At 28.9% G+C, this 23,832-nt stretch carries 32 protein-coding genes; 8 read left to right on the forward strand and 24 right to left on the reverse strand.

The annotated features are described in order from the left end of the window. The 10 genes from ACI48P_RS16845 to ACI48P_RS16890 all read right to left on the reverse strand — a co-directional run bounded on the left by ACI48P_RS16845 (position 1) and on the right by ACI48P_RS16890 (position 7,378). Entirely contained in the window at positions 1-948 is a 948-nt protein-coding gene (locus ACI48P_RS16845) for a type I CRISPR-associated protein Cas7 (RefSeq protein ID WP_475217882.1), read from the reverse strand. Then, the gene (locus tag ACI48P_RS16850; protein WP_475217883.1) at positions 941-2,677 is read right to left on the reverse strand and encodes a CRISPR-associated protein Cse4; all 1,737 of its coding nucleotides are present in this window, start codon (positions 2,675-2,677) and stop codon (positions 941-943) included. Before ACI48P_RS16850 ends, ACI48P_RS16845 begins: the two co-directional genes overlap by 8 nt. A gap of 15 nt (positions 2,678-2,692) precedes the next feature. Further along, complete coding sequence (gene cas6, locus ACI48P_RS16855; protein ID WP_475217884.1) at positions 2,693-3,385, reverse strand: CRISPR-associated endoribonuclease Cas6; 693 nt, start codon at positions 3,383-3,385, stop codon at positions 2,693-2,695. Positions 3,386-3,483: 98 nt separating this feature from the next. Further along, positions 3,484-3,780, reverse strand: coding sequence for a CRISPR-associated endonuclease Cas2 (gene cas2 / locus ACI48P_RS16860; protein WP_475217885.1), 297 nt, complete (start codon positions 3,778-3,780; stop codon positions 3,484-3,486). Beyond that, the gene (cas1b, locus tag ACI48P_RS16865) at positions 3,781-4,722 is read right to left on the reverse strand and encodes a type I-B CRISPR-associated endonuclease Cas1b (RefSeq protein WP_475217973.1); all 942 of its coding nucleotides are present in this window, start codon (positions 4,720-4,722) and stop codon (positions 3,781-3,783) included. A 72-nt stretch (positions 4,723-4,794) separates the two neighbouring features. Continuing rightward, complete coding sequence (locus ACI48P_RS16870; RefSeq protein ID WP_475217887.1) at positions 4,795-5,289, reverse strand: CRISPR-associated protein Cas4; 495 nt, start codon at positions 5,287-5,289, stop codon at positions 4,795-4,797. A gap of 191 nt (positions 5,290-5,480) precedes the next feature. Then, positions 5,481-5,753, reverse strand: a complete 273-nt coding sequence (locus ACI48P_RS16875) for a hypothetical protein (RefSeq protein ID WP_475217888.1) — start codon at positions 5,751-5,753, stop codon at positions 5,481-5,483. A 146-nt stretch (positions 5,754-5,899) separates the two neighbouring features. Beyond that, complete coding sequence (locus ACI48P_RS16880) at positions 5,900-6,745, reverse strand: hypothetical protein (protein WP_475217889.1); 846 nt, start codon at positions 6,743-6,745, stop codon at positions 5,900-5,902. A 141-nt stretch (positions 6,746-6,886) separates the two neighbouring features. Then, positions 6,887-7,114, reverse strand: coding sequence for a DUF2922 domain-containing protein (locus ACI48P_RS16885; RefSeq protein WP_475217891.1), 228 nt, complete (start codon positions 7,112-7,114; stop codon positions 6,887-6,889). A 42-nt stretch (positions 7,115-7,156) separates the two neighbouring features. Beyond that, positions 7,157-7,378, reverse strand: coding sequence for a DUF1659 domain-containing protein (locus tag ACI48P_RS16890; protein ID WP_475217893.1), 222 nt, complete (start codon positions 7,376-7,378; stop codon positions 7,157-7,159). A 170-nt stretch (positions 7,379-7,548) separates the two neighbouring features. Here ACI48P_RS16890 and ACI48P_RS16895 point away from each other — a divergent pair, with 170 nt between their 5' ends. Next, positions 7,549-8,121: a cupin domain-containing protein gene (locus ACI48P_RS16895; protein WP_475217894.1), complete on the forward strand. Its 573-nt coding sequence runs from the start codon at positions 7,549-7,551 to the stop codon at positions 8,119-8,121. Between the two features lie 84 nt (positions 8,122-8,205). Here the strand turns inward: ACI48P_RS16895 and ACI48P_RS16900 are convergent, their stop codons facing one another. From ACI48P_RS16900 to ACI48P_RS16910, 3 genes are all read right to left on the reverse strand, one after another. After that, positions 8,206-8,355: a hypothetical protein gene (locus tag ACI48P_RS16900; RefSeq protein ID WP_475217895.1), complete on the reverse strand. Its 150-nt coding sequence runs from the start codon at positions 8,353-8,355 to the stop codon at positions 8,206-8,208. Between the two features lie 138 nt (positions 8,356-8,493). Further along, on the reverse strand, positions 8,494-9,411 hold the full coding sequence (locus ACI48P_RS16905) for a DUF368 domain-containing protein (RefSeq protein WP_475217897.1): 918 nt from the start codon (positions 9,409-9,411) through the stop codon (positions 8,494-8,496). A gap of 654 nt (positions 9,412-10,065) precedes the next feature. Continuing rightward, the gene (locus ACI48P_RS16910) at positions 10,066-11,409 is read right to left on the reverse strand and encodes a M20 family metallopeptidase (RefSeq protein ID WP_475217899.1); all 1,344 of its coding nucleotides are present in this window, start codon (positions 11,407-11,409) and stop codon (positions 10,066-10,068) included. 231 nt (positions 11,410-11,640) lie between these two features. On the opposite strand from ACI48P_RS16910, the gene ACI48P_RS16915 reads away from it, so the two are divergent. The 3 genes from ACI48P_RS16915 (at position 11,641) to mscL (ending at position 13,659) form a co-directional block, all read left to right on the forward strand. After that, positions 11,641-11,763 carry a hypothetical protein gene (locus tag ACI48P_RS16915; protein ID WP_475217901.1) on the forward strand — a complete coding sequence of 41 codons (123 nt, stop codon included), beginning with the start codon at positions 11,641-11,643 and terminating at the stop codon, positions 11,761-11,763. 14 nt (positions 11,764-11,777) lie between these two features. Further along, entirely contained in the window at positions 11,778-12,911 is a 1,134-nt protein-coding gene (locus tag ACI48P_RS16920) for a hypothetical protein (protein ID WP_475217903.1), read from the forward strand. A gap of 349 nt (positions 12,912-13,260) precedes the next feature. Next, complete coding sequence (gene mscL / locus ACI48P_RS16925; protein ID WP_475217905.1) at positions 13,261-13,659, forward strand: large conductance mechanosensitive channel protein MscL; 399 nt, start codon at positions 13,261-13,263, stop codon at positions 13,657-13,659. Here mscL and ACI48P_RS16930 read toward each other — a convergent pair. The 7 genes from ACI48P_RS16930 to ACI48P_RS16960 form a co-directional block, all read right to left on the reverse strand. Beyond that, positions 13,615-13,806, reverse strand: a complete 192-nt coding sequence (locus ACI48P_RS16930) for a hypothetical protein (protein ID WP_475217907.1) — start codon at positions 13,804-13,806, stop codon at positions 13,615-13,617. The two genes, mscL and ACI48P_RS16930, sit on opposite strands and share 45 nt — an antisense overlap. Positions 13,807-13,980: 174 nt before the next feature. Then, the gene (locus tag ACI48P_RS16935; protein ID WP_475217908.1) at positions 13,981-15,444 is read right to left on the reverse strand and encodes a SulP family inorganic anion transporter; all 1,464 of its coding nucleotides are present in this window, start codon (positions 15,442-15,444) and stop codon (positions 13,981-13,983) included. Between the two features lie 180 nt (positions 15,445-15,624). Next, a complete protein-coding gene (locus ACI48P_RS16940; RefSeq protein WP_475217910.1) occupies positions 15,625-15,771 on the reverse strand; it encodes a YvrJ family protein in 147 nt (48 codons plus the stop codon). Positions 15,772-15,934: 163 nt separating this feature from the next. Continuing rightward, the gene (locus ACI48P_RS16945; protein ID WP_475217912.1) at positions 15,935-16,333 is read right to left on the reverse strand and encodes a hypothetical protein; all 399 of its coding nucleotides are present in this window, start codon (positions 16,331-16,333) and stop codon (positions 15,935-15,937) included. Between the two features lie 19 nt (positions 16,334-16,352). Next, positions 16,353-16,742 carry a hypothetical protein gene (locus ACI48P_RS16950; protein ID WP_475217914.1) on the reverse strand — a complete coding sequence of 130 codons (390 nt, stop codon included), beginning with the start codon at positions 16,740-16,742 and terminating at the stop codon, positions 16,353-16,355. A gap of 135 nt (positions 16,743-16,877) precedes the next feature. Next, positions 16,878-17,084, reverse strand: a complete 207-nt coding sequence (locus tag ACI48P_RS16955) for a hypothetical protein (RefSeq protein ID WP_475217916.1) — start codon at positions 17,082-17,084, stop codon at positions 16,878-16,880. 209 nt (positions 17,085-17,293) lie between these two features. Continuing rightward, positions 17,294-18,034, reverse strand: a complete 741-nt coding sequence (locus tag ACI48P_RS16960) for a hypothetical protein (RefSeq protein ID WP_475217917.1) — start codon at positions 18,032-18,034, stop codon at positions 17,294-17,296. 226 nt (positions 18,035-18,260) lie between these two features. Between ACI48P_RS16960 and ACI48P_RS16965 the strand changes: the two genes are divergently transcribed. Then, a complete protein-coding gene (locus tag ACI48P_RS16965) occupies positions 18,261-19,028 on the forward strand; it encodes a M15 family metallopeptidase (protein WP_475217919.1) in 768 nt (255 codons plus the stop codon). Between the two features lie 50 nt (positions 19,029-19,078). Here the strand turns inward: ACI48P_RS16965 and ACI48P_RS16970 are convergent, their stop codons facing one another. The 4 genes from ACI48P_RS16970 to ACI48P_RS16985 form a co-directional block, all read right to left on the reverse strand. Then, entirely contained in the window at positions 19,079-19,324 is a 246-nt protein-coding gene (locus ACI48P_RS16970; protein WP_475217921.1) for a Mor transcription activator family protein, read from the reverse strand. A 291-nt stretch (positions 19,325-19,615) separates the two neighbouring features. Continuing rightward, entirely contained in the window at positions 19,616-20,929 is a 1,314-nt protein-coding gene (locus tag ACI48P_RS16975) for a replicative DNA helicase (RefSeq protein WP_475217922.1), read from the reverse strand. Between the two features lie 27 nt (positions 20,930-20,956). After that, entirely contained in the window at positions 20,957-21,751 is a 795-nt protein-coding gene (locus tag ACI48P_RS16980; protein ID WP_475217924.1) for a conserved phage C-terminal domain-containing protein, read from the reverse strand. A gap of 43 nt (positions 21,752-21,794) precedes the next feature. Further along, positions 21,795-22,007, reverse strand: a complete 213-nt coding sequence (locus ACI48P_RS16985) for a helix-turn-helix transcriptional regulator (protein WP_475217926.1) — start codon at positions 22,005-22,007, stop codon at positions 21,795-21,797. Between the two features lie 175 nt (positions 22,008-22,182). Here ACI48P_RS16985 and ACI48P_RS16990 point away from each other — a divergent pair, with 175 nt between their 5' ends. From ACI48P_RS16990 to ACI48P_RS17000, 3 genes are all read left to right on the forward strand, one after another. Then, positions 22,183-22,575 (forward strand): helix-turn-helix domain-containing protein, encoded by a 393-nt coding sequence (locus ACI48P_RS16990; RefSeq protein WP_475217928.1) that lies wholly within the window; start codon positions 22,183-22,185, stop codon positions 22,573-22,575. 20 nt (positions 22,576-22,595) lie between these two features. Next, entirely contained in the window at positions 22,596-23,099 is a 504-nt protein-coding gene (locus tag ACI48P_RS16995) for an ImmA/IrrE family metallo-endopeptidase (RefSeq protein ID WP_475217930.1), read from the forward strand. A 112-nt stretch (positions 23,100-23,211) separates the two neighbouring features. Next, positions 23,212-23,775: a hypothetical protein gene (locus ACI48P_RS17000; RefSeq protein WP_475217931.1), complete on the forward strand. Its 564-nt coding sequence runs from the start codon at positions 23,212-23,214 to the stop codon at positions 23,773-23,775. Positions 23,776-23,832: the final 57 nt, after the last annotated feature.

Consider the following 23,832-nt stretch of genomic DNA (forward strand, 5'->3'; position numbering starts at 1 on the left):
TTATACCTCTTTTCTAGTGAATATGTTCAAGTATTTAGCTTTTTCTATATTAGCTTTAATAGTAGTTTTGTATGGATTATAGTATATTTCTATATTTGATATTGAATCTCCTAAAGAGTTTAATAATTCATCAAACCCAAGTGTTATTATATCTTTGTCTTCTTTTTCAAAAGTTATATATTGAGCTAAGTCTGGTAAGTATAGCTCTTCTTCTGTTTCAACAAATATAGCTAGTTCATTTTCACATCCAACTTTAGAGTTTGTATTAAATGCTGTTGCACTTACTAATGCAACTTCTTTAAACTTCTTATAGTCTTCTTCTGTATATCCTTCTGTAACACCCATTTCTATGAATTGTTTATATGCTAGTGGATTTATTGAGAATGGATAGAAGTAGTGTGCTTCGTTACTTACTATTTTAGTTCCAAGTGTTGTAGAGCTTGCATCTTCACCATCTTTACTTTTTTCTTTTGCTTTACCATCTCTAAATGGAGATAGTATTTGTTGTTCTTGAGCTTCTGTAAATTCATATTTATTAAATCCTTGAGATATTTGAACAGCTCCTGTTATTCCTATGTTATTTCCTTCTTCTGCAAATGTAGCTCCAAAGTTTTTAACATCTATTGCTCTAAATAAATTTGTTAATACATTTTTGTTATCTTTTTCTTTCTTTAGGTCATCTACTTCAAATATTTCTTCATATCTTTCTTTTAGTGACTTAGGTCTTACTTTTGTTTCGCCTTTTTTTCCTTCATCTATTTTTAATGATTTTATATATAATACCTTTTCTCCATGATTCTCCCACATTTTTTTCATTGGATATTTTAAAGCTTTGTCACTCCCAAATACTTCTCCTGTTGAAATTGATTTTGGATATCCACTAAAATCTGCATTCCAATTAGCCATTATAGACTTTATTCCTACTACCCCGTATACTCTTTTATTCATCTATTTTTTCCTCCACCTTTTCATATATTAAACTCGAATTTAAATATCCCGCTAATAATAAATCTTCATTTATTTTTCCTTCTGATTGATATGCTAATATCATTGAGTATAGATTATTAAATCTTTTACTGTCCTTTTTTATTGTATAGTTATATTTTTTAAACAGCTTCATTATTTCTTCCTTTAATCTAGCTTCACTTTTAGTATTTAGTATTGGATTTAATAAGGAATGATTCTTATTTCCTGATTTGTTAAGTGATATTAAGTAGTTTGCTATTTGCCCTATTGCAAAGTAATATTCTTGATCATTTTGTATGCTCTGCGTTTCTTTAGAGTTTATTTTTTCTCTTAAAGATACTTTCGTATCATTTAGTATATCTCCCATATTACTACCTCCATTAAAATAGTTTAATAAGCTGTATCTTAGATTGTATTGCTCTTGTGCTTTTCTTAAGCTTTTATTTGAATTTATTATAGTGTTCTTTATTATATCTAGTGAGTACTTACTAAAGTTTGTCTTAGCACAAGTTATATTTCCTTTATAGAACCAGCTAAATAAACTTTCTCTATTCTGTATTAATATTTCTTTTAATCTTCCTTCATTTAGTTTTATCTCTTTAGGTTCCGTAAAGTAATTTGTATGTAAGAATTTATTAAAGAATACATTGCTTATATTCATCTCTACATCTTTTATTTGATTTGTATTACTATATTCTAAGATTTGACTATGTTTACTGTAGTCTATCTCAATAGGCTTTAGCACTTTAAATTCTTTTATTTGTGAGTTCATGTTTACTACACTATCAAAGTCATGAATTTCTACTTCTTTGCCTTTTTGAAGCCTCATAAAATATCCAGTGAATTTACCTCTCGGTCTATCACCATTTTCATAGCATTTTATTTCATCATCTATGTATACTAGTCTTTTACCTATAGCTACATTATTCATTAAGTAGTCAAAAAACTTTTTTTGTAATAATACTTCCTCACTACTTATCAAATAAGGAATAGTATTTTTTCTTCCTTTTTGCTCTAGATATGGTTTTTTAGCATTTAGACCCATATTATCGTTTGGTAAACCAAAAGTATCATTATTAACTTTTACATTAAAATCCGTACTATTGTATATATTGGGAATTATATATTTGTTGCTCTCATTTAAATATTGCTCTATATCTTCTTCAAAGAATATTTTTAGATAGTTTTTATCTTGTTTAAACGAATGCTTTTCAATTATTTCAAATAAATTTTCTTTCATCCAATCTTTATTTTTATTTACACACTCATTATCTACTTGCCCATACTTAACTTCACATTCTTCGTACATAGATTTCTTTTCTTTATCTTTATACTTTAATCTTGGATTAATAAGAATTTCATAGTAATTGTCGATTATTTCTTCTGTTAGTTTTCTATTACCTTTTTCATCGATTTGAATAGTTTCTTTTTTAACGAAAAAAGTTAAATAGTTATTACTGTGTATAGCTTTTTTCGAATCAATAGGCTTATTCATATCTATAAGCTTAGATAAGTAATCTCTTTGTGCAAAATATTTATACAACCTATCAGTTTTATCCGTATCCTTTTTAGATACTTCCAATACTTCCACACTACCATCTTTTTTTACTAATACATATGATCCTTCTCCTAAAATATAACTATCTATAATAAGCCTTTCTCCATGTTCTTCATACATATTCTTAAAAACTTCTAAACAGTCTTTTAGCACTATCTCACCCCTTTATTACCATCTATAATTAATAAACCCTAATCCTCTTGAGTTCATCTCCCCAAGTCCTGTTCCTAGTGCAAAGTTTACAATTTTTTGAGCTTGTTCATTATCTGAAACCATAAACTTTATTTTATCCCCTAATATACTAATATCTTTATATTTAGTAGCTATAGGCTTTTTATTTATAAGACTTATAGTTGTGAATAGTTCAAAATCTTCATCAATTTTTTCCCCATAAAAAACATTATATTTTTTTATTAGATTTTCTTTTATTCTTTTCTCTAATACTTCAATACTTGAATGTTGTTTCCAATATCCATTATCAAACTTAGCAACTATAGGTGTTATTGCGTGTATACTTTCTATATGCTTTATAGGTATTACTTTTTTATTTATAGTTAACACTTTTATTTCATCGGTATATTCATTTAATAGCTCTTTCATAAAGTAGTTTACTAAATCATCATCTACTGTTCTTAATAAAAATGTATACATATTTTCTTTTTTGTAAATTCTATTATTCTCTAATGGATATAACATATTAAAAGAGTAATTCTTGAATTTATTTTCATTATGAAATCTGCTATATTTATCATCTTTAACAAGTACTTTGTCTATTAACTTACATATTTTATCTGATGTATCTTCTAACTTTATATCTTTAAGTAAAAATACTTTTACTTGTAGTTCTATAGTGTTTTCCAAGCTATTTTTCTCCTTTTTGTTTATTTGATTATAAAATGAATACGACATATTTTGATAAATACCTTTTATATTAGATATTTTCATAATTTTTAATCATTTTATATTATTAAATCTTCACCATTACTTACGCATTTCCCAATCACTTCTTCTCCAAAAACACTTCCATTCAAGGTTTTTATAATACAAATAAAATCTTCTTCCTTATCTATTATTTTATTTAACTCATTTCTAAGACTTATAATATTAGATGGTGTTATCTCTCCTCTAAAAACTGACTTTTGAAAGTGTGTAAGGTACTTTTTACATACCTTAAATACCTTATTCACCCTTTTTTCTCCTATATCATAAAATACAAATGCATAATTATAATTAATTTTTTTATTTTTATTAGCCATCTACATACCATCCTTTATACTGTATGGTTTAAATTCTTTATCTTCCATTATTAACTTTAAAAGCTTATACCCATCTAATTTGATACATGTTTTCATACTTACCCTTCTTTTAAGTTTCTTATGTTCCTTAACTGACTCTAACCTTTCTTCTAATGCTTCTATATAAAGTTTTCTACCTTCCTCATTGAGCATGCAGTAGTTTACATTTTTTTCGAAATGCTTATTAACATTTACTTTTCTATTATTAACTAAATCAAATATAGTTTTATAGACAATAACAGGCTTAAAAACTTCACTTAAATCTAAACTTAATGAAAACCTACCTTCACTAGGCTCATGTAAAAAACTAATGCTTTGATTTAAATGAGTATTATATATAGCTGTTACAGTCTTTGCATATAATATGCTGTTTCCAAAAGATATCATTGCATTTAAAGGATTGTCTGGTGGCCTTTTTACCCTTTTGTTGAATACAAAATCTTCTCTTAAGATGTGATTAAATGATGAATAGAAGGTTTGCCATATATCTCCTTCTACTGAAAGTATTTCTTTTATATTAGTTGCTTTTTCTAATTTATCTACGGAATCTTTTTTTAGATGTGTTAAGATTGGCTTTATTTCTGATTTTCCATGTTTATAGTAATGCATTAGTACTTCTATCATATTTTCTCTTATTCCATTTACAATACTTTTAGCTACTATCTCTCTATTTTCTTCAAATAACTTAGCTTGCTTTATAGTTACTTTTCCACTAACTAAGTATTCTTTTGGATAAAATGTTCCACTATATCCTCCATAGTAGTTAAAAAAATGTACTACTATATTTGATTTTGATAAGAAATCTAGTAGTTTTGAATTTAATGAAACTTCATTCAAGCAGAATATTTCTGTAGTGTTTTCTACTGGTATATATACATTTTTACCATTTTTTCTAAAACATATGGAGTTATCTTATCTACTTAACTCTCCCATCGAGCTAATATATTTTGTTTTTCCCAAATTATATCCTCCTACTTATATAAAACAATATTCATAGTATGCGCACTTCTTACAACCTCTTTTTAAGTCAGGCATTGGTGCTATACTATTATTTATAAGGTCGTTAATTTTTATTTCTATATTATTTAATTCTTTTTCAGCTTCCTCATCTAACTCTATAATAATAATTTTTTTATTAGTTTTATTTTTTTCTATAAATTCAATCTTCCCTTTTCTAGCTATCCCCTTTTCCTTTAAGATCTTTAAATATAATAATACTTGCCATTTTGTTGCTTCAACATCTGCATCTGATTTTTTAATTTCTACTAAGTACTCCTTGGTTAACTTGTCTATTTTAATATTCCCTATAGCTAATTCTCTGCTTTTATCACCTTCAGCTCTTATTTCATGCAATACCCGACCTATCCTGACATCTTCACTATTATCCTCTAAATTTATTCTATTTCCTAATAACCAACACTGTCTTCTACAATGAAAGTAGTAGTTTATTAATGTTCCTGTTAATTTCATATATATACCTCTTGTTATTTTATACTATTGATATTTTAGCCAATTTTTAACTATATAATCATTTTGAATACTATTAATACTTTAATCTATACAAAAAAGAACATCTAAACCATCACAAGTTACATGTTCTTTTTGCATCTATTACTTTATTTCTTCTTCTTTTTATTGCCACTTTAACTACTACATTTCTATTAAAGTGACTCTGCCTCACTTTTTCTAAAGAAACATACTTGTTGATTATTACTATTTTGCACTTGTCCAATTATTTTGTCTTCATCTATAAGGCTCTTTTTCAAAAGCCATATTCTTGATTTCTTGCTATACTTCTCACCATGAGCTTTTGCTATATCTAACAATATTCTATATAAATGCCTTGCTTCCTTTTGGTTTAACTTGTATTTCTTTGTTAAGTATCTCGTCTTAGTAGATACAAGTGTGTATCCTTCTTTCAGTTTGTATCTCATATATATCACCTCTTTTGTGTGAAAATCGTAAAATACTTTATATTAAATTATATAAAAAGAAGCTAGTCATTATGACTAGCTTTATACTTCTGTTCTTTAAACTTAATATTTATTTTTATCTATTTGAATGTTTTATACTTTTATCCTTAATCTTTTTTACACTTAGGTCCATGTTGCTTTTTCCAATTGCATTTATGCTCCCAATCATCTTCGCATTCCCATTCATGTTTACATTCCCATTCACATTTGCATTTGCAATCGCATTCACATTTGCATTTGCAATCGCATTCACATTTGCAATCGTCTTTGTCTTCCCAGTCATGTTTACATTCACAATGGTCTTTACATTCCCAGCTATCTTTACATTTACATTCTTTACTAGCAAATCTAATAAATGCTATAGCTAAATTTGTTAATTCTTCAATCAATTCTTCAATGTCGTCTAATTCTTTTTCTAATTCACAAATTACACAGTCACAGAATGAACCTCTTACCTTATCACTTGTACATTTTTCATCACATATAATTATTAGTAAAAGTATTTTTGCTATAATTGATACTATAACAAGTATTATTTCTAATAATAGACAGAATAATTTACCTACTAAATGGAAAGCACAGTCTATACAGCTAATTGTTTCTAATGTTTGAGATAAACATTTACATAGCTCTAAAGCTCTTACTAATTGTTTTCTTAGTTTATTATTATCTACATAACATATTATTTCTTTTAGTTCTTCACAAATATGACCAAGTATTCCTCCATCACCATTCCCGTGTTTAATACCCATTTCATCAAGTTGTTCCTCAGAAGTTGGCATCCAATGAGGGTGAGAAGAACCTCCTACTAAAATGTATTTAATAAAATTAAATATATCGCAAGGTGTTAAATCATATTGTCCGTAAAGTTTTTCTGAGCTTACTATATCTACCATACTCATAAGGTCTTGCGAGCATTCTTGCAATCCATTTATAAACTTTTTATTTTCCAAAACACAGCACTCCTAGTTAATTAATATTGAGATTTGGTTATCCCAATATTAATATATGAAATTTGTAAAAAAATGACACTATAAGTATAAAAATAAATAAAAATAATCCGAAGGCAATTATTTACCTTCGGATTACTTTTATTAAATCACTAAATCATGTACTGTAGTACTTGTCTCAACAACCTTAGCTTCAAGTAAAGACTCAAACTTTCCACCATTAGGAGAAAATACATCTTTCTCTATTATAAAGTTCATAACCTCATGTATTTCTTCCTCAGTCAAACCTTCTCTTGGTGAATCCACGCTTATAGATACTCTCTTACCTTCAGAGTCTTTAAAAGTCATTAATAATTTTATTTTAGTTTCCATTCTAAAATACCCCCTTTTAATATTTTACTTAAATACAGTTAATTATTGAGCGATAGTTGTATTATCCATTTTTGCTATATCTATTAAGATATGATCTTGTAATGATGCTATCATTGTAGCAACTCCATATACATCTTCTGCATTTGCATCATGTCTTAAGCTTGAAAAAGTCTTAGTTTTTCTTATTGCCTTACCATTTTCATCTTTTCCACAGTCAAATTTTAATCTTAATCCAGATGGATTTTTTACAGCAGTAACAGCCATAGTTCATTCCCCCTTAGTATTTATTAGCAAGGATTTCTCTTGCTTATACTTAAATAATACATGGGCTGAAAGAACTACAGCTAAAACATAATTTATAAACATATGCCCATATATAGGCCATGCACCTTATTTAGAATCATATCATATTCTATCATAAAGTCTAAAAAGGAGTGATTAGATTGGCTAAATTACCTAAACCCTACCCATACTCTTTTGGTATAAATCCGAATATGTATAATATGCCACAGTACCCTTTCTTTATTAATCCATATTTTTTTTGGCCTGTACCACCAATGTACAATCAAAATTTTGACAAACCACGTATACAACTAAAAGACTATGGTCCATATCCATTTGTTATTGATATTGAAGATGCAACAGAACAAAACAATACATTCCGTACCGTGTTATGGACAGGAGAGAATCTACAAGTAACCATAATGAGTATAGATGTTGGAGATGATATAGGTTTGGAAGTTCATGAAACAGGAGATCAATTCATTCGTATTGAAGATGGTCAAGGTCTTGTACAAATAGGGGATAACAAAGACAACTTAGATTATCAAAAAGTCATAACTGATGGATCTGCTATAATGATACCTGCTGGCAAATGGCACAATGTAATCAATATGGGAGATAGACCTCTCAAGTTATATGCTATATATGCTCCACCTGAGCATCCTTATAATACAGTACATCAATCTAAAGCTGATGAAAGGTCTTCTAGACGTAAGTATAGATAATTAAAGTCTATTTCAAAAGAAGTGTATGTAAAAAAAGCTAGTCATAACGACTAGCTTCTTAACTATCTAAATAGCATTAAATATTTACTTTTCTTCTTCATCACTTACTTTTATAAACTTTAAAGCTTGCTTTAAAAAGTACTCATTGTGATTATTCACAAATAATGTTTCCTCTATATTATTTGCATCCTCATCAATGTATACATCTCTATCTTCTACTTTAGTATCTGCCATGGTGCTCAACTCCTATATATATTAATTTTGTTTAAAAATATCACTTCACAACTAGATTTATAATTCTTAAATCCTCTTATATTTTACTATAAAAATTCATTTCTGTAAAAATGTATTTTCTACTAATTAATATCTTAACTATTTATCCAACAACATATCTGGTTCTTTACTTCTGTGCTTTAAAACATCCTTAAGCTTCTCTAAAGCTGGAACCAACGTACAACCAATAACAAAAAATACTATACTAAACCTAGATAAATTCATAGGCTCTTTAGGAACTTCAAGAGAAGTAGGACCCATTATAACAGCATATATAGAACCAATCATAAGACCTATAATACAATATATAGTTTGTGATCTGTATTTTCTAAGTAAGTATCTTACTGTCCTTACCGTTGCAAAAATTCCAACTAACACTCCACACCCAAATATTATTATTGCCGGCAAATATTCAAAGTTTAACTTAAGTACTTGTTTTATAGCATTAAGTATAGGTACATAAAGTCCAAATATTAAAAGTATAGTCGAACCTGATATACCAGGTAGAACCATTGCTGATATTGCTATCATTCCAGATACAAATATATATCCTACAAATGCTATAGATAAATTATCAAACCTAACTGATAAACTATTCCCGCTACCTTTAACTGGATTTAAATAAGTCATTGCACAAACAATAATTATACCTAATACTAAAAGTAATATACTTTTCTTATCCCCTATCAATGTTTTTCTTTCTGATTTAATTATTAATGGAATAGACACTATTATGAATCCTAAAAACAAAGAACTTATTTCATATATATTTTTTTCAAATATAGATGTAATAAATAATACAGATAATATAAATCCTACAACCCAACCAATTCCTATTTTAGATAAAAACTTTAAGGCATTTAATCTCCCTAACTTATCTCCAGATATTATATTATTAAGTGAGTTTACAAAATCATCATAAAAACCTAAAATAAACGCAACTGTACCACCTGATACACCTGGTACACTATCTGCTAGTGCCATACAAAATCCTCTAACAAAATTTAATACATACACCTATTCCACCTCCTCTTATTAAAAATGCTAGTAAAAAATAATTATACTATACATATATATAAAATTCTATCAATTAATTATCAGTTAATCAACTATATAAATCCTTAATTATAACTAAGAATATTTCCATAATTTAGTTAAAACCTTAAAATAAAAAATCAATTACCTCTTTTCTTTATGTAGGTTGTATATAAATATAAGAATAACATAACTGCTAAAATATTAATAAATAAACAAATAAAAATTCATAAAATAATCAATCCATCTCACCTCTTATATATCCATTTTTCTCTCATAATATATAACGATTTAGGTTGCTAATTTGTTGCACTTTTTTCAATATATTTATTTCGCTTAATACACAGATTATGACCATCATAGTTTACTTATACGTAAAAAATTCGCTTTACTTGAGCGAATACGTCTGCAAACTACTTCACATCTATCTGCACACGTTGAAAGATGTGGGTATTATAATCAACCTACAAACAAGATAAGTTATAATGCCTTAGTATATAAAAAGTCTGAGTAGTATTAATTTCCCTACTCAGACTTAATTTAATTTTTATTAATTAACTTATCTGATTACTTTTTATATTACCATTTTCAATATTTTACATAAAAGCTATTCTTCTTTAAATTTACCCCTAGCATCTAACGAGTTAACTCATATATAGCAAGTGCATATATTTGAGTAGCTTTTATAAGGTCCTTAATTTCTATATATTCATTTGGCTGATGCTCAGTCTTTTTCCCCCAAGGGAATATCATACCAAAAGCAACACAGTTGTCTATTGCTCTAGCATAAGTAGCACCACCTGAAGCTAATGGAGTAGAATCTAGACCTGTCTCTTCTTCATAAACCTTTCTTAAAGTCTTTATTAAAAAATGATCTGCTGGTAAATATATTGATTTTGCCCAATCATACTCAGTATATGTTAAGTCATACTTACTCGCTACATTGACTAAATTATTAGTAAAAGCTTCTTTTTCAACAGTAACAGGTATTCTAACATCCAAGCTTATTACTTGTCCCTCTTCACTAAGATCTATTTTACCAACATTACAAGTTAACTTACCTGATACATCCTCACAATTAGATAAAATATTATTTGCATGTGCATCCTCACCAATAACCTCAGTCACAAATTTTATAGCATCAGAGGTAATACCAATATTATTTAGCGCTATACATAAACGAATTATTGCATTAACACCTTCATTACATTTTTGAGAATGAACACTTTTACCTATAACAGTTATAGATTTTTCATCACAAGTATACTCAAATCCTAGTCTAGTAAGCTCTGCCTTAACTTCTTCTTTCTTCTCACCAGTGTATTCTATTTTACTTGGAACTGCATTGAAAGCATCTCCACCTTTAAGTCTTATAGGACTAGCTTTATCGGATTTTATTAAACACTGTAGCAGCCCTTTTTCCGCATTGATACAAGGGAATTGGCTATCTGGTGTAAATCCAAAGCTAGGAATTTCTTCTTTATTTTCATTATACTTAGCCATATCTCTCCATAGAGTTTCTTCATCTGTACCAAATATAAATCTTACTCTTTTATCTAATTTTATTCCAGCATCTAGTAAGGCTTTTACTGCATATATAGCTGAAATCGTAGGACCTTTATCATCTTGAGTTCCTCTACCATATAATTTTTCATCTATAATAGTAGCTTTAAATGGATCAGTATTCCAAGCATTAAGGTCTCCTGCTGGAACTACATCTAAGTGCCCTAAAATACCAACTAACTCTTCCCCTTCACCTATTTCAGCATAGCCATAATAACCTTCCTTATCCTTGAAAGTCTTAAATCCTAGACTTTCACATAAATTAAGAGTATGAGTTAAAACATCATCAATTTCTTTACCAAAAGGACAGTTATCTACCTCTTCACTTATTACACTTGCAATAGACACACTTTCAGAAATTGATTTAATCATTGATTCTTCTATGTTACTAATACTGTCGAAAATCCTTAGTTTCATATGTTGCCACCTCCTAGTTAATTCTCTCTACAAAAACAATTATATATATAAAGTAATATAAAATCCATAATTTGGATAATTCTTTACATTTGTTATATATGTCACTACAATTGTACATATAGTAAGATTTATTACTTTATAATACTAAAATTACTACTATGAGTATTATTTTTAACACTTATAATCTTACTATTCTAGCTTAATTATTTATCATAAGGGGGGATAATGATTATGTTAAAAAAATTTAAACTTCCCGGTGCCATGATTATAGTATTTATTTGCTTAATTATAGTTGCAGGGCTAACATGGTTAGTTCCAACATCTGCCGTAGTTGAGGATTCCTTGCAGTATTAGGATATGTGGGGGCATTGGATGCAGGTGCACTGGTAATAGTTCCACTCTTTGTAACAGCCGGCTATGATGTTATGACAGGTCTTGCGGTACTATTTGTTGGGGCTAGTATAGGTAACATGGCAAGTGTTGTAAATCCTTACTCTACTGGAGCTGCTGTAGCTGCAATAGGTAACGATGCACTATCTTTAGGTTCTGGTATAACATTGAGATTAGTAATATTTGTAATTCTATATATAGTAGGAACTCTTCAAATATTAAAATATGCAACAAAAGTTAAACACGATAAATCACAATCAGTATTACACGATTTAAATGATATAAAAACATTAACAGATGGAAACTCTGAATTAAAACAATTAACTAAAAAGAGAATGTGGTCTCTTGTAGTATTCATTATAATGGTTATTGCCTTAGTATTTGGATATGTTCCATGGCATTCGTTACCAGTTGGTGATGTTACAATGTACGAAATAGTAAACTATCCATTTGACTTATTAGCAAATGTTCCTATTTTAGGAGATTTCTTAGGAGCTAGTAATTTAACTAGATTTTGGGATTGGTACTTTGATGAATTCTCTATACTGTTCTTAGTTGGTGGCGTAATAATAGCATGGATAAACAAGCTTTCAACTGATGAATTTGTATCAGAATTTACTAAAGGAGCTGCAGATTTATTAGGTGTGGTATTAGTTTTAAGTATAGCTAAAGGTATATCTGTATTAATGGGAACAAGTACTTCAGGTATGAGTGTTACTTTTGTTTACTGGATTCAAGGAGCCTTACAAGGGGTTCCTACCTTTGCCTTTGCAATAGCTTGCATACTTGCTTATATGGGAATCGGGTTATTCTTACAGTCTACTAGTGGTGTATCTGGTATCACAATGCCAATACTCGGTTCTGTGGCTATGGGACTATTTACATCATCAGCTATAGGTGCAGAAGGTGGACAAATTATTCTTATATCTGCCTTTACTTTAGGACTTAACTTTATGTCAGGTATATATCCAGGTGCAACAACTATGGGTACTTTAGAACTTGTAAATGTTCCTTATGATAGATACCTTAAGTTTATGATGAAGCACCTTTTACCACTTCTTTTAATAGGAGCTGTTATATTATCTTTTGCTCCTTATTTAGGATTGGTTTAATGTAATCAATTGTAAATATGTACATTTCTTAACTAAGAGTAAGTAAAATAATTTTACTATTTTACTTACTCTTTATTTTACTACTTTGGAATTAATACTGTATCGATTACATGAATAATTCCATTTTTAGCTATATACCACTATTTAAACTCCCACTGGATTATTATTTCTATTCATGATTTTGCAACTCTATGTTTTTAAAAAATTTATATAAATTTCCTATTATTCAAAAACATTTTATTCTTAATAAGTTCATTGCTGGCACAATTTCTATGGTCTTTTCTCATGAATAATAATTATATTTTTGTATATAATCAATATTAAATGCTTAACTTTGGAGGTTTTAATTTTGAATAAATTTATTACAGAATTTAAAAATTTTGCTATGAGAGGTAAAGTCATTGATTTAGCAGTAGGTGTTGTTATTGGTAATACTTTTTCTAAAGTAATTTCATCTGTAGTTTCTGATTTAATCATGCCTATAATTAGTATGATTTTTAAATTTAATGATTATAAAAATTATACAATATCTATTGGCAATAATGGCGCTTCTATTGCTATAGGTAATTTTATAGATAACTTAATCAATCTGCTTTTAGTAGTTGTTGTACTATTTTTATTTGTAAAGATGGTAAATAGACTAAGAGAAGGGCAAGCAATTAGCTTAAAGGGTGAGCCTTCTAAACCTGATGATATTGCACTATTAGAAGAAATTCGTGATCTGCTTAAAAATACTAGTAAAAAATAAACTATCACCTACACTTTTGCTTACATCTGCAACATGAGGAACAACATCTACATCTAGTACATATGCAATTTCTACGAAACCATCTTCTACATCTGTTACAACGAATAAATCTTTTTTTAAAGAAAAATAGTCTTTCCATACAATCACCTCCATATTGATATATATATGTTTATAAAATAGTATTGTTACAAAATATAACAATTCACAACTTAATTTTCAAACATTCTACACGTATTTATAATTAAGATTTAATGTTTAATATACTTTATATAAATAAAAACTCTAAAATATATTTACATATACTTTAGAGTTTTTGTTTGTTTAGTGTCCACTAACCATTTCTAATCCGCCTGGTTTGTTGTGAACTGCCATATTATCTATTAAGTCTAAACAGTTATCACTTAATCCTATTAAATTAGTTTCTATACCATTTTTATGATACTTAATAACTACTTTGTCTATAACATCAACTGCTGATTCATCCCAAATTTTTACATTTGTAAAATCTATATCTATAGAATCGCAACTCTCATTATAATCAAAACTATTCATAAATTTAGTAGTAGATGCAAAGAATAACTGACCTTTAACTTCATACTTAACATATCCATGAACTTCGTGTTTTTCAACACTTATTTCAGATATTTTAGATGCAAATGCTATAGCACTTATTATTATTCCAACAATAACTCCATAAGCTAAGTTATGAGTTAGTAAAACTACTATAACAGTTGATAACATTACTACTGTATCTGATTTTGGAACTTTTGCAATTCTCTTTAAAGAACCCCAGTTAAATGTTGATATAGATACAACAACCATAACTGCTGCAAGTGATACTACTGGAATTTGAACAACAAACTTATTTAATATAATTACAGAAAATAACATTGCCGTACCTGCTGTAAGAGTAGATAATCGTCCTCTACCACCATAATTATTGTTAATTATAGTTTGCCCTATCATTCCACAACCTGCGATTCCTCCAAAGAATCCCGCAACTACGTTTCCTAATCCTTGTCCTACACATTCTCTATTCTTATCACTAGGAGTGTCTGTTAAATCATCCACTAATTGAGCTGTTAGTAGTGATTCAACAATTCCTACTAATGCTACAGATATTGAATAAGGTAATATTATCATTAAAGTTTCCATATTAAATTCAACATTAGGTATTAAGAATTTTGGTAATTCACTAGTTATTCTTCCCATATCTCCTAAAGTCTTAATATCTATATTAAATATACTAACTATTATTGTAATAGTAATTATTGCTACTATTGGAGATGGTATGGCCTTCGTTATCTTAGGTAATAAGTAAATAATAGCTACTCCTATAGCTCCTAATACTAATAATATAGTTGGACCTTTAAAATGGCCTAATTGAGATTGAAGCATTAATATACCAAGAGCATTTACAAATCCGATCATAACTGGTTTTGGTATAAACTTCATTAAATTACCTATTTTTAGATATCCAAGAACCACTTGTATAATTCCCGTAAGTATTGTTGCTGCAAATAGGTATTCAACACCATGATCTCTTACTAAACTAGCAAGTACTAATGCCGTAGCTCCTGCTGCTGCTGATATAAGTCCAGGTCTTCCTCCAAATATTGATGTGATTAATGATATGCAAAATGAAGCATATACTCCAACCATAGGGTCAACACCTGCTACTATAGAGAATCCTATTGCTTCTGGTATAAGTGCCATACAAACAACTATACCTGCTAATAAGTCTCCTTTAATATTTCCTAACCATTCTTTTTTACTTTGCCTCATAGATGTTCTTCTTTCTTTATTAAATTTTTCCGTTATCAAATTTTAACTTAAGTTTATATATTAACTAGTATTTTTTATTTTGTCAATTTCTAATCTATTATTATCTACTTTTTTACCTATTCTTCCCCTACCATTGACTTTAGTATTGGATATAATGTTCCTAGCTTTAAATCAAGTTAGCTACTTCATACTAACAATATTTTTAGATAGTTCATTTATACTATCTGTAAGTTGCGATAACTTTCCTTCTATTCTAATCAACAGATACATTGATATAGCAATAGGAAAACCAACATTGGCTATAAGACTTTGTATTTCACTACTCATATGAACCTCCTATATTTTTTAATTTTTATTACTAATTTATATAGTAAGTCATAAACTTAGCTTTTCTATCTAACAAATATTTTAGTATATTAAGCATAAAAAAATTAACACATTATAATCTTTAATTTAAAACATAAGCACCTCTATTTCAAGGTGCTAAACTTTATAAGTTATATTCATTTTTAGTTTCTACATACTTCTTATATTGTTCATTTAAATCATCTAATGCATTCGCTTTAATATCATTACTAATAAACTCTAATTGTGCTACATCAACAAAATCTATTAATTTATCAATTAAAGATTCTATTCTAAATGATAGACTTTTGTATGCAACTACTCTATCTAAGTACTCAGACATCATTAATCTATCTGATAGTTCACTTAATTTATTTGCCATGTTATATAAATCTTCTTCAGTATCCTTTATTGCATTGCATAAGTTAACAAGTTCTTCTGCATTACCTTGTGCTAATTGTGTATGTAAACCAACAACTGCTCCTGTCAAACTCTCATCTACTGCATAAAAAAATTCATCTCCTATTTGTTCTATCGTTCTCATATTTTAAATTTGCTCCTAATTATATAAATTTACTCTTATACATTAGATATTTATCATACATATACATTAGATTTTTATATATGGCATTTATTCTTTCTTCTGAATCCCCATTTATTACAGCTTTAGAATAACCAACTAATAACCTAAATACTTGTTCTGTATCAAATATGTAGAATTGTACGTCTAACTTATTAAACCTTGAATTCATAAGCTCCATTTTTTCCTTAACATCATTTAATATCGTTGTATTTCTCTTAAATGAATCTTCATTTCTAGATATAACTTCACAACATACTGTTAAACTATTTATATCAGATATTTCTATATTATTTCTAATATCAGAAATTGCTGCATCTATAAATCTATTATTTGCTTCAAACTGATTAAAAAATATATTGTCTATACTCATTATATAACTTCTCCCTATATTTATAGATATTTCGCCAATATGATATTAACATTATACATCAATATAAGTGTTTAAATTTGTAAAGTATTGTATATTTTATTTTTTTCATTAAATTAAATAATATCATTTTAAAAATCACTTAAGGTCTACTGTTATCTCTATTTTTATCTCTAAAAAATCATTTTCATCAGTCTTTGATTCAATAAAAAATAATTCAGCCCCGCTTTGCCTTACCTTATGTCCTAAGGTAACATTCTCGTTATATACACCTATATCTAATATTCCTAAATTACCTGGGAATAATCTCATACTTCCTATGTTCATTTCCTCACATGTACACATTTCTTCCTCAAGATATGTGCCATGCTTCACATAATTCGAAGTATTATAATATCAATATCCTTAATCGTAAAAAAAGTAGGAGCTATGCTCCTACCATTATGTTTTGCAATATATTAATATTGTTCATATATTATTCTGTTCAAAAGCATCAAGTTTATTTTTTGAACACTAAAAGTAGGAATTAGCTATACTGTATTAATAGAATAAGCCTACTTCTCAGAAATATAATCAATAACCCACTTTTTATTTTTATGAACTAGGTAAGCTGAATATTTCGCCTGACTAATATGACGTTGTAAATTATTATACATTTCATCCATATTAAGAAATTTACCTATGCAATAAATTGGAACTTCAATTGATTTCTCCAGTTTAAGAAAATTATTAAAATCAATTAATAACCCATCCTTAGCAAGATTTAGCAATTCTTCTTTTACTTCTTCAGAAAAAGGATATATCTTTCTTCTCTTTGAGGTTGATACTGTATCAACTATTTTATTAGCTATTATCTCTTGAAAATCTAAATATTCTCTACAATATAACTTACAGAACCATCCATCATCATGTGCTAGATAAGCATATCTATTTTGAATTTTATCAAAAAAAGGACTTTTAACTGGTTCAAACATATGTCCAAGATATAGCAATTCTGCAAGTTCAGTGGGTTCAAGATTTTCTACATTATCTCTTTCATCAAAATCTACCCATGCAAAATCGCCATAGCCATATATATCTTCGCCTAAGAAATCGTCCATTTCATCTTTATCAACTGCTTGCAATTTACTTTTTGAACTAAAACCTCTGCCAAAATATTCCCCTTCAATAATTAATAATTTATTAATCTCCACAGGAGCAGATTTAATAAATTCATTTAACTGCATTCCATAATATACTAACTCATTATTTTCTGGGAATGCATTGATATAAAATACATCTCTTAATCTCCTCATTTTACACTCCATATTTCTTATTATTTATTTAATTATAGCATATATTATTTTTTCACTTCAATTTTCACATATATAAGCTGGTGGCTTTATTGTTCCAATTGCCTCATAACTCACATTGTATTTAAAGTATTTATATGACTTTTTTCTTTATATTCATCGATTCTATCACCTATTTCACCAATTTCCATATATTATAACGAAGTATATTTTTATGGAGGTAACTTAAATGAGTAGTAGTTTAAATGATTTAAATCCATATGTAAAGTATCTAGCAAATAGATTTTTAGAAGAATGTAATAAGCAAAACTTCCCTGTTAAAATATATTTTACTTATAGAACTATCGCTGAACAAAATGACCTATACGCACAAGGTAGAACAAAGCCAGGTAAAATAGTAACTAATGCAAGAGGCGGACAGTCTTATCATAACTATCGTCTCGCTTTTGACGCAGCCCCTATAGTCAATGGTGATATCGATTGGGATAATGAAGCCCTATTTAATAAGATGGGTAAAATTGGACAGTCAGTTGGATTAGAGTGGGGTGGAAGCTGGACATCTTTCAAGGATACACCTCATTTTCAATGGTCTGGAGGACTAAGTATAAGTGATTTACAAAGAGGAAAATCTCCTTCTCCTCCACAAAACTTCAATAACAGTCAATCAGACGCTCCTAAATCTCAAGATCTAAAACAGTTATTAAAAATTGGAATCAAAGATGTTAAAGTATTCCAACAAACCGTTGGTCTGAAACCAGATGGAATATTAGGACCTAAAACTAATTCAGCTATTTTGGAAATTCTAAATAAACCTTTGTGTAAAAAAGGTTCTACAGGTATTGCGGTGAGATATATTCAGTATAAGGTTGGAGGAAAAATCACTGGAACTTTTGATGACAACACCCTTAAACTAGTAAAAACATGGCAATCAAATAAAAAATTAACTTCTGATGGAATTGTTGGAGATATGACTTGGAAGAGTTTTTTTACTAATTAATTTATCATAAAAAATAAAGCTAAGAACCTTAAAAAGTTCTTAGCCTTATCCTAATTCACTATTCGTCTTATATGATTACTAGTAACACCATATTCTCTAGCCAACTGAGATGCATTCACACCATTAAATCTTTTATTAATCTCCCTATTTCTACTAGCCCTAACAATACTCTTATAAGTAGGTAAATAAAGCACATCCCCACCATAAAGCCTACAAATCTCAATAATCCCATTCTCACCAACAATCTCAAACAAACTATGTAAATTATCCGGTAAATCACAAATCTCTACTCTCATAACCAATCCTCCTAAAAAATATTTATATTATAAGATTAATACATAAGAATAAACCTATCCACCTAACCAAAGTTCGCAATATTTTTTCTATATAAATATTGCTACACTATGTTATAGGCTACCGTCTAGATTCTAAATACACTTTTATCATTCTGTTATTCTGTCATTTTATTCTTTTCTTACTTACTTTCTTTTTACTTTTTGTTTCTTTCATTTTATCTTTTTACTCTTTTCTCGCCATATGCCCCTCCGGGGTAGTAAGGACAAACCCAGCGCAGGGTGTCGAACCCACTACACCAATATCTCTTCGAAGTGGAGGCGAGGGCCGTTGAACCAGTAGTTCCTAAAGGTAGTTTCCCCATCCCTACACTTAGCAACAATCAAATCCATAAGCTTAATCCCCTCCTTCTTCATCTGCTTCACCCTATACCTATCAAGCTCACAAGCTTCAACAGCCTTTTCAAAATCATTGCCCACAGGCTCATGAACATAAACCACAGAATTTGAGTCATGGAAAATCGCCTTGCTATCACGCATAGGTCTTTCTCCACTAGGTCTATAATCCTTCATCTCATCATTTAGCTGACTTAACTGAATAACAGGAATCTCAAAATCCAAAGTAATATTCTTAAGCTCCCTAGACAAAGTAGCCACCTCTCTTTCCCTACTTTGTAACCTTTCCTCAGGATTCAAAAGCTGGACATAATCCACAATAACCAAATCAGGCTTAATCTGTCTTATCCTATTTCTTATTCCACCAACAGTAGAAATACTGTCATTAATATATATAAGCTTATCCTTGGTAACATCATTTATATAATCAACAATATTTTCCCAGTCTTCAACTTCTAGGTCTTTATACTTCATCTTCTTACTACTTATCCCCGTTTTCTTCGTAATATTTCTCATTAGCACCTGAAGTGCACTCATCTCCCTACTAACAAACAAAACCTTCTTTCCTTGAGCTACTACATTTAGCATAATTTGTTGGGCAAGTGCTGACTTACCAGATCCACTTCTACCCGCTATAGTAATAAGCTCACATTCATATAACCCGCCTATTACATCATCTAATAATGGAATTCCAAACTTAAAGCCTTTTTCTCTATCACTCTCTAACAAATCCAACATGTCGTTTGCAATATGGAAAATATCATCATTTTCAACACTTTCATCTTCCATGATCTTTTTAGCACCTTTGTCAAATATGCTTAGTGTAGTTGCTACATCTTTTCCATTGCCAATATTAAAAAGTACTGAGTTTGCAAGTTTTGCAAGACTATTTTTTCTATAAAATTCCTTTAAAGTACTTATGTGCTCATCTATATAAACACTGTTATAAACTGCTGTCATTTCAGTAAGTAACACTAATATTTTTCTACAGGATTCCTCGCCAATATTTTTTCTAGATTTTACCACGCTCATTATTCCTGCCAAATCTAATGCTGAGTCATTCTTGTAGAGATACATCATAATATTAAAAATATACTTGTTGTCTTCACCAGAAAACATCTCCTCTTGTAGCTCTTCTAACTTACAAACTAAAGATTTTTCATTCATGATACAACCTAATATTGAGCGCTCTATCTCTGTTGCACTTAGCATTTTTATATTACCTCCCCCCTATTTTTATTAATATTTGAAATCTATTTTGTAAGACTCAGCCTTATCATCTTCTCTTAAGTTTGTATTTCCAATTTGGTTTAGGTAACCCTCAAACTTGTTGCTAAATAAGGTCTCAGGTCTTAGATATATTTCCATTGCTGTGTCTTTCCACTCATCACACTTAATATCGATAACCTTGTAAAAGTCCTCTTCTACAAAATCGTCATTTAGTCTAGCTGTAATCATAGACATTGTTTTATTTGATGAGCTTTTAAATCTTTTGCCCGTTTTTTTGTTTAGGTATTCAACAACTCGACAATATATATTATTCTTATTTAATTCTCTATTTATATTCTCTATTTTAGATGTCCCACTTACCGTCTCATCTACCGTCCCATCTTGTGGTATATCGAATAGGCTCAACTCCTTGAAATCACTAATTTCTAATTGCCCATCTACCGTCCCACATACCGTCCCAACAAATGGCTCTTTTTTTTGCATAACTTTGTTTTCTGACATAATCCTATAATCATAAATTGACGGAGATCTTCCAGCAGAAGATTTCTTAATAGCTACAATAATATTTTTATCTTCAAATTCTTCAATAAGCCTAGATGCCGTAGTTCTAGAAAGATTAAGATCCGCACTAGTATTTCTAGCTGTAATCTTGAATTGACCTTCTGGCAAATCACCTTTCATCCTATGATAATTCACCTTCCTCATAATATAATGATTAAATACAATCTTATGTATCTCATTTTTACAGTCAAATTCTAAAACATGTCTATCTGTTTTATAAAATCCAAATGACATTTTGTTCATCCCCCTGTACATTAAATTTTAAGTCCCATTTTGGTTATTGCCATTATGGGATTATATCACTGAAAAAAATCCTATTTACATCTTTTATATCTAACCCAAACCTTAATGCAATACACTTTATCTCCCCTACAGTGAAATCACATCTACCGTTTTCCTTTGAGATATAAGTGCTTCTAGCCATTCCAATTTCTCTAGCCATAGCATCTTGATTAAGTCCTTTCTCTAACCTTAGCTGCTTTAGATGAATATTTTTCATATACGTCCTCCCTAATTGCAATTATGTAATATAACTGTAGTCTACCAAACATATGTTGTCAATTTATATTTGAGAAAGTATCAATATTCATACTTTTAGTCCCAAAATTTCAACTTTACATTTACTTATTCCAACAAATGTTACTATAATATGATTAAAAGGGAGTGATAAAGTTATGGATTCAATCGGAAGCAGAATTACACAGGCTAGAAATAGAATGGGAATAAATCAGAAAGAATTATGTAAGTTATCAGGGCTTAAAGAAAGCACTTTATCTAGATATGAAAAAAACGAAAGAGAGCCAAAAGCCTCTAACCTTTTTTCACTGGCAGAAGTACTTGATGTTTCTTTTGATTTTCTTATGGGAGTAAATGATAACATGGGATCATTTAAAAAAATCCCATCTCACCTTAAGGAAAAAGAAGTAACTAAAATATTAGAAAATACTAACGAAAGCTTATCACAAGAAGGTCTTCTCTATTATGGAGAGCCAATAGCTAAAGAAGATATTAATAGACTACTTACAGCAATCAAAGTCGGTGCTGCTGTAATTGATATAAAAAAATAATAAATTAAGGGGTACATGTAATGGGGAATTATAAAATTAAAGAACTAGTGAGAAGATGGAAATCAGTTCATGGAACAGATAAAATAGATGATATTATTATTGGATCTGGTACTGTGCTATGTGGTGTACACCTTGATAAAGAACTTACTGGCGATCTGCATAATACTTTTAAAGGGATGTATACAAAGAAAGATAATCAAAAATACATATACTATAACAATGATATGGATATGAATGAGCAAAAGGTAGTACTGTGCCATGAGTTTGCACATGCTAATCTTCATTCAGATCTTAATGTTCACTTTTTAGATAATCGCTCTTTGTTTAATGTTGGTAAATATGAGAGACAAGCTAATAGCCTTTGTGCTGAGTATTTTATTTCTGATAGTTTTATTGAGGAATATAAGTACTGGTCAGAAAAAAATGTGGCTGGATATTTAGGTGTTCCTGTGGAATTAGTTAAACTAAAGTTAGCTAATTATGACATGTCTAAGCTTACTGGGTATGATGATATTATCCCATAGGTAGTTTTTTAAAATCCCTATCGAACAAGTATTCTTTTTTGATATAGACAACTCATTAAATTTATGATATTCTATTCAAAAGAACAAACGTTCTAGTATAAAGGGGGATATTATGGGAGATAAAGAATTACTAAAAAACATATTAGAAAAATCAGAGGCAACACTTAATATAGGAAATAGGACCGGTGTACCTGGCCAATCTATGGAAATTCGATATTATGATAAAAAATTCTACGGTATTTTAAAAGAGTTTGAAGAAACTAAAATGTTTAAAAGAATGGGAATGTATGCAATACCACTAAGTTTATTTGCTAGTATCCAGGATAAAGAATATTTTGATTACGATAGTATTACAAAAGTTAACTATTCAAAAGATATAAAAAAACTACTATATAAGAAAAAAAATTCATTAGGTCAAAGTATTTCAAGTATAAAATGTCATCTTCATCATAATAAACAAGCTACTTACATTGATATGGAAGATATCAAAAAAATTCATATTGAAGATAATTATATAATACTCTACCTTAATAATGGATCACAAATGAGACTTAGTATGTTAAATGAAGTTGTAGGTGTAAGATGTGAAAAGGATGTTCTAAGAGGAAACATTCTTGTATTTACTTCAAAAATATCAGCCTCCAACTGGTGTGTTTTAAAATTGATTATACGCTAACTTAATTTAACAATATAATAGTTATCATAAACAAACTGTTTATGATAACTATTAATA

This window comes from Romboutsia sp. LXY-2 (assembly GCF_056171995.1).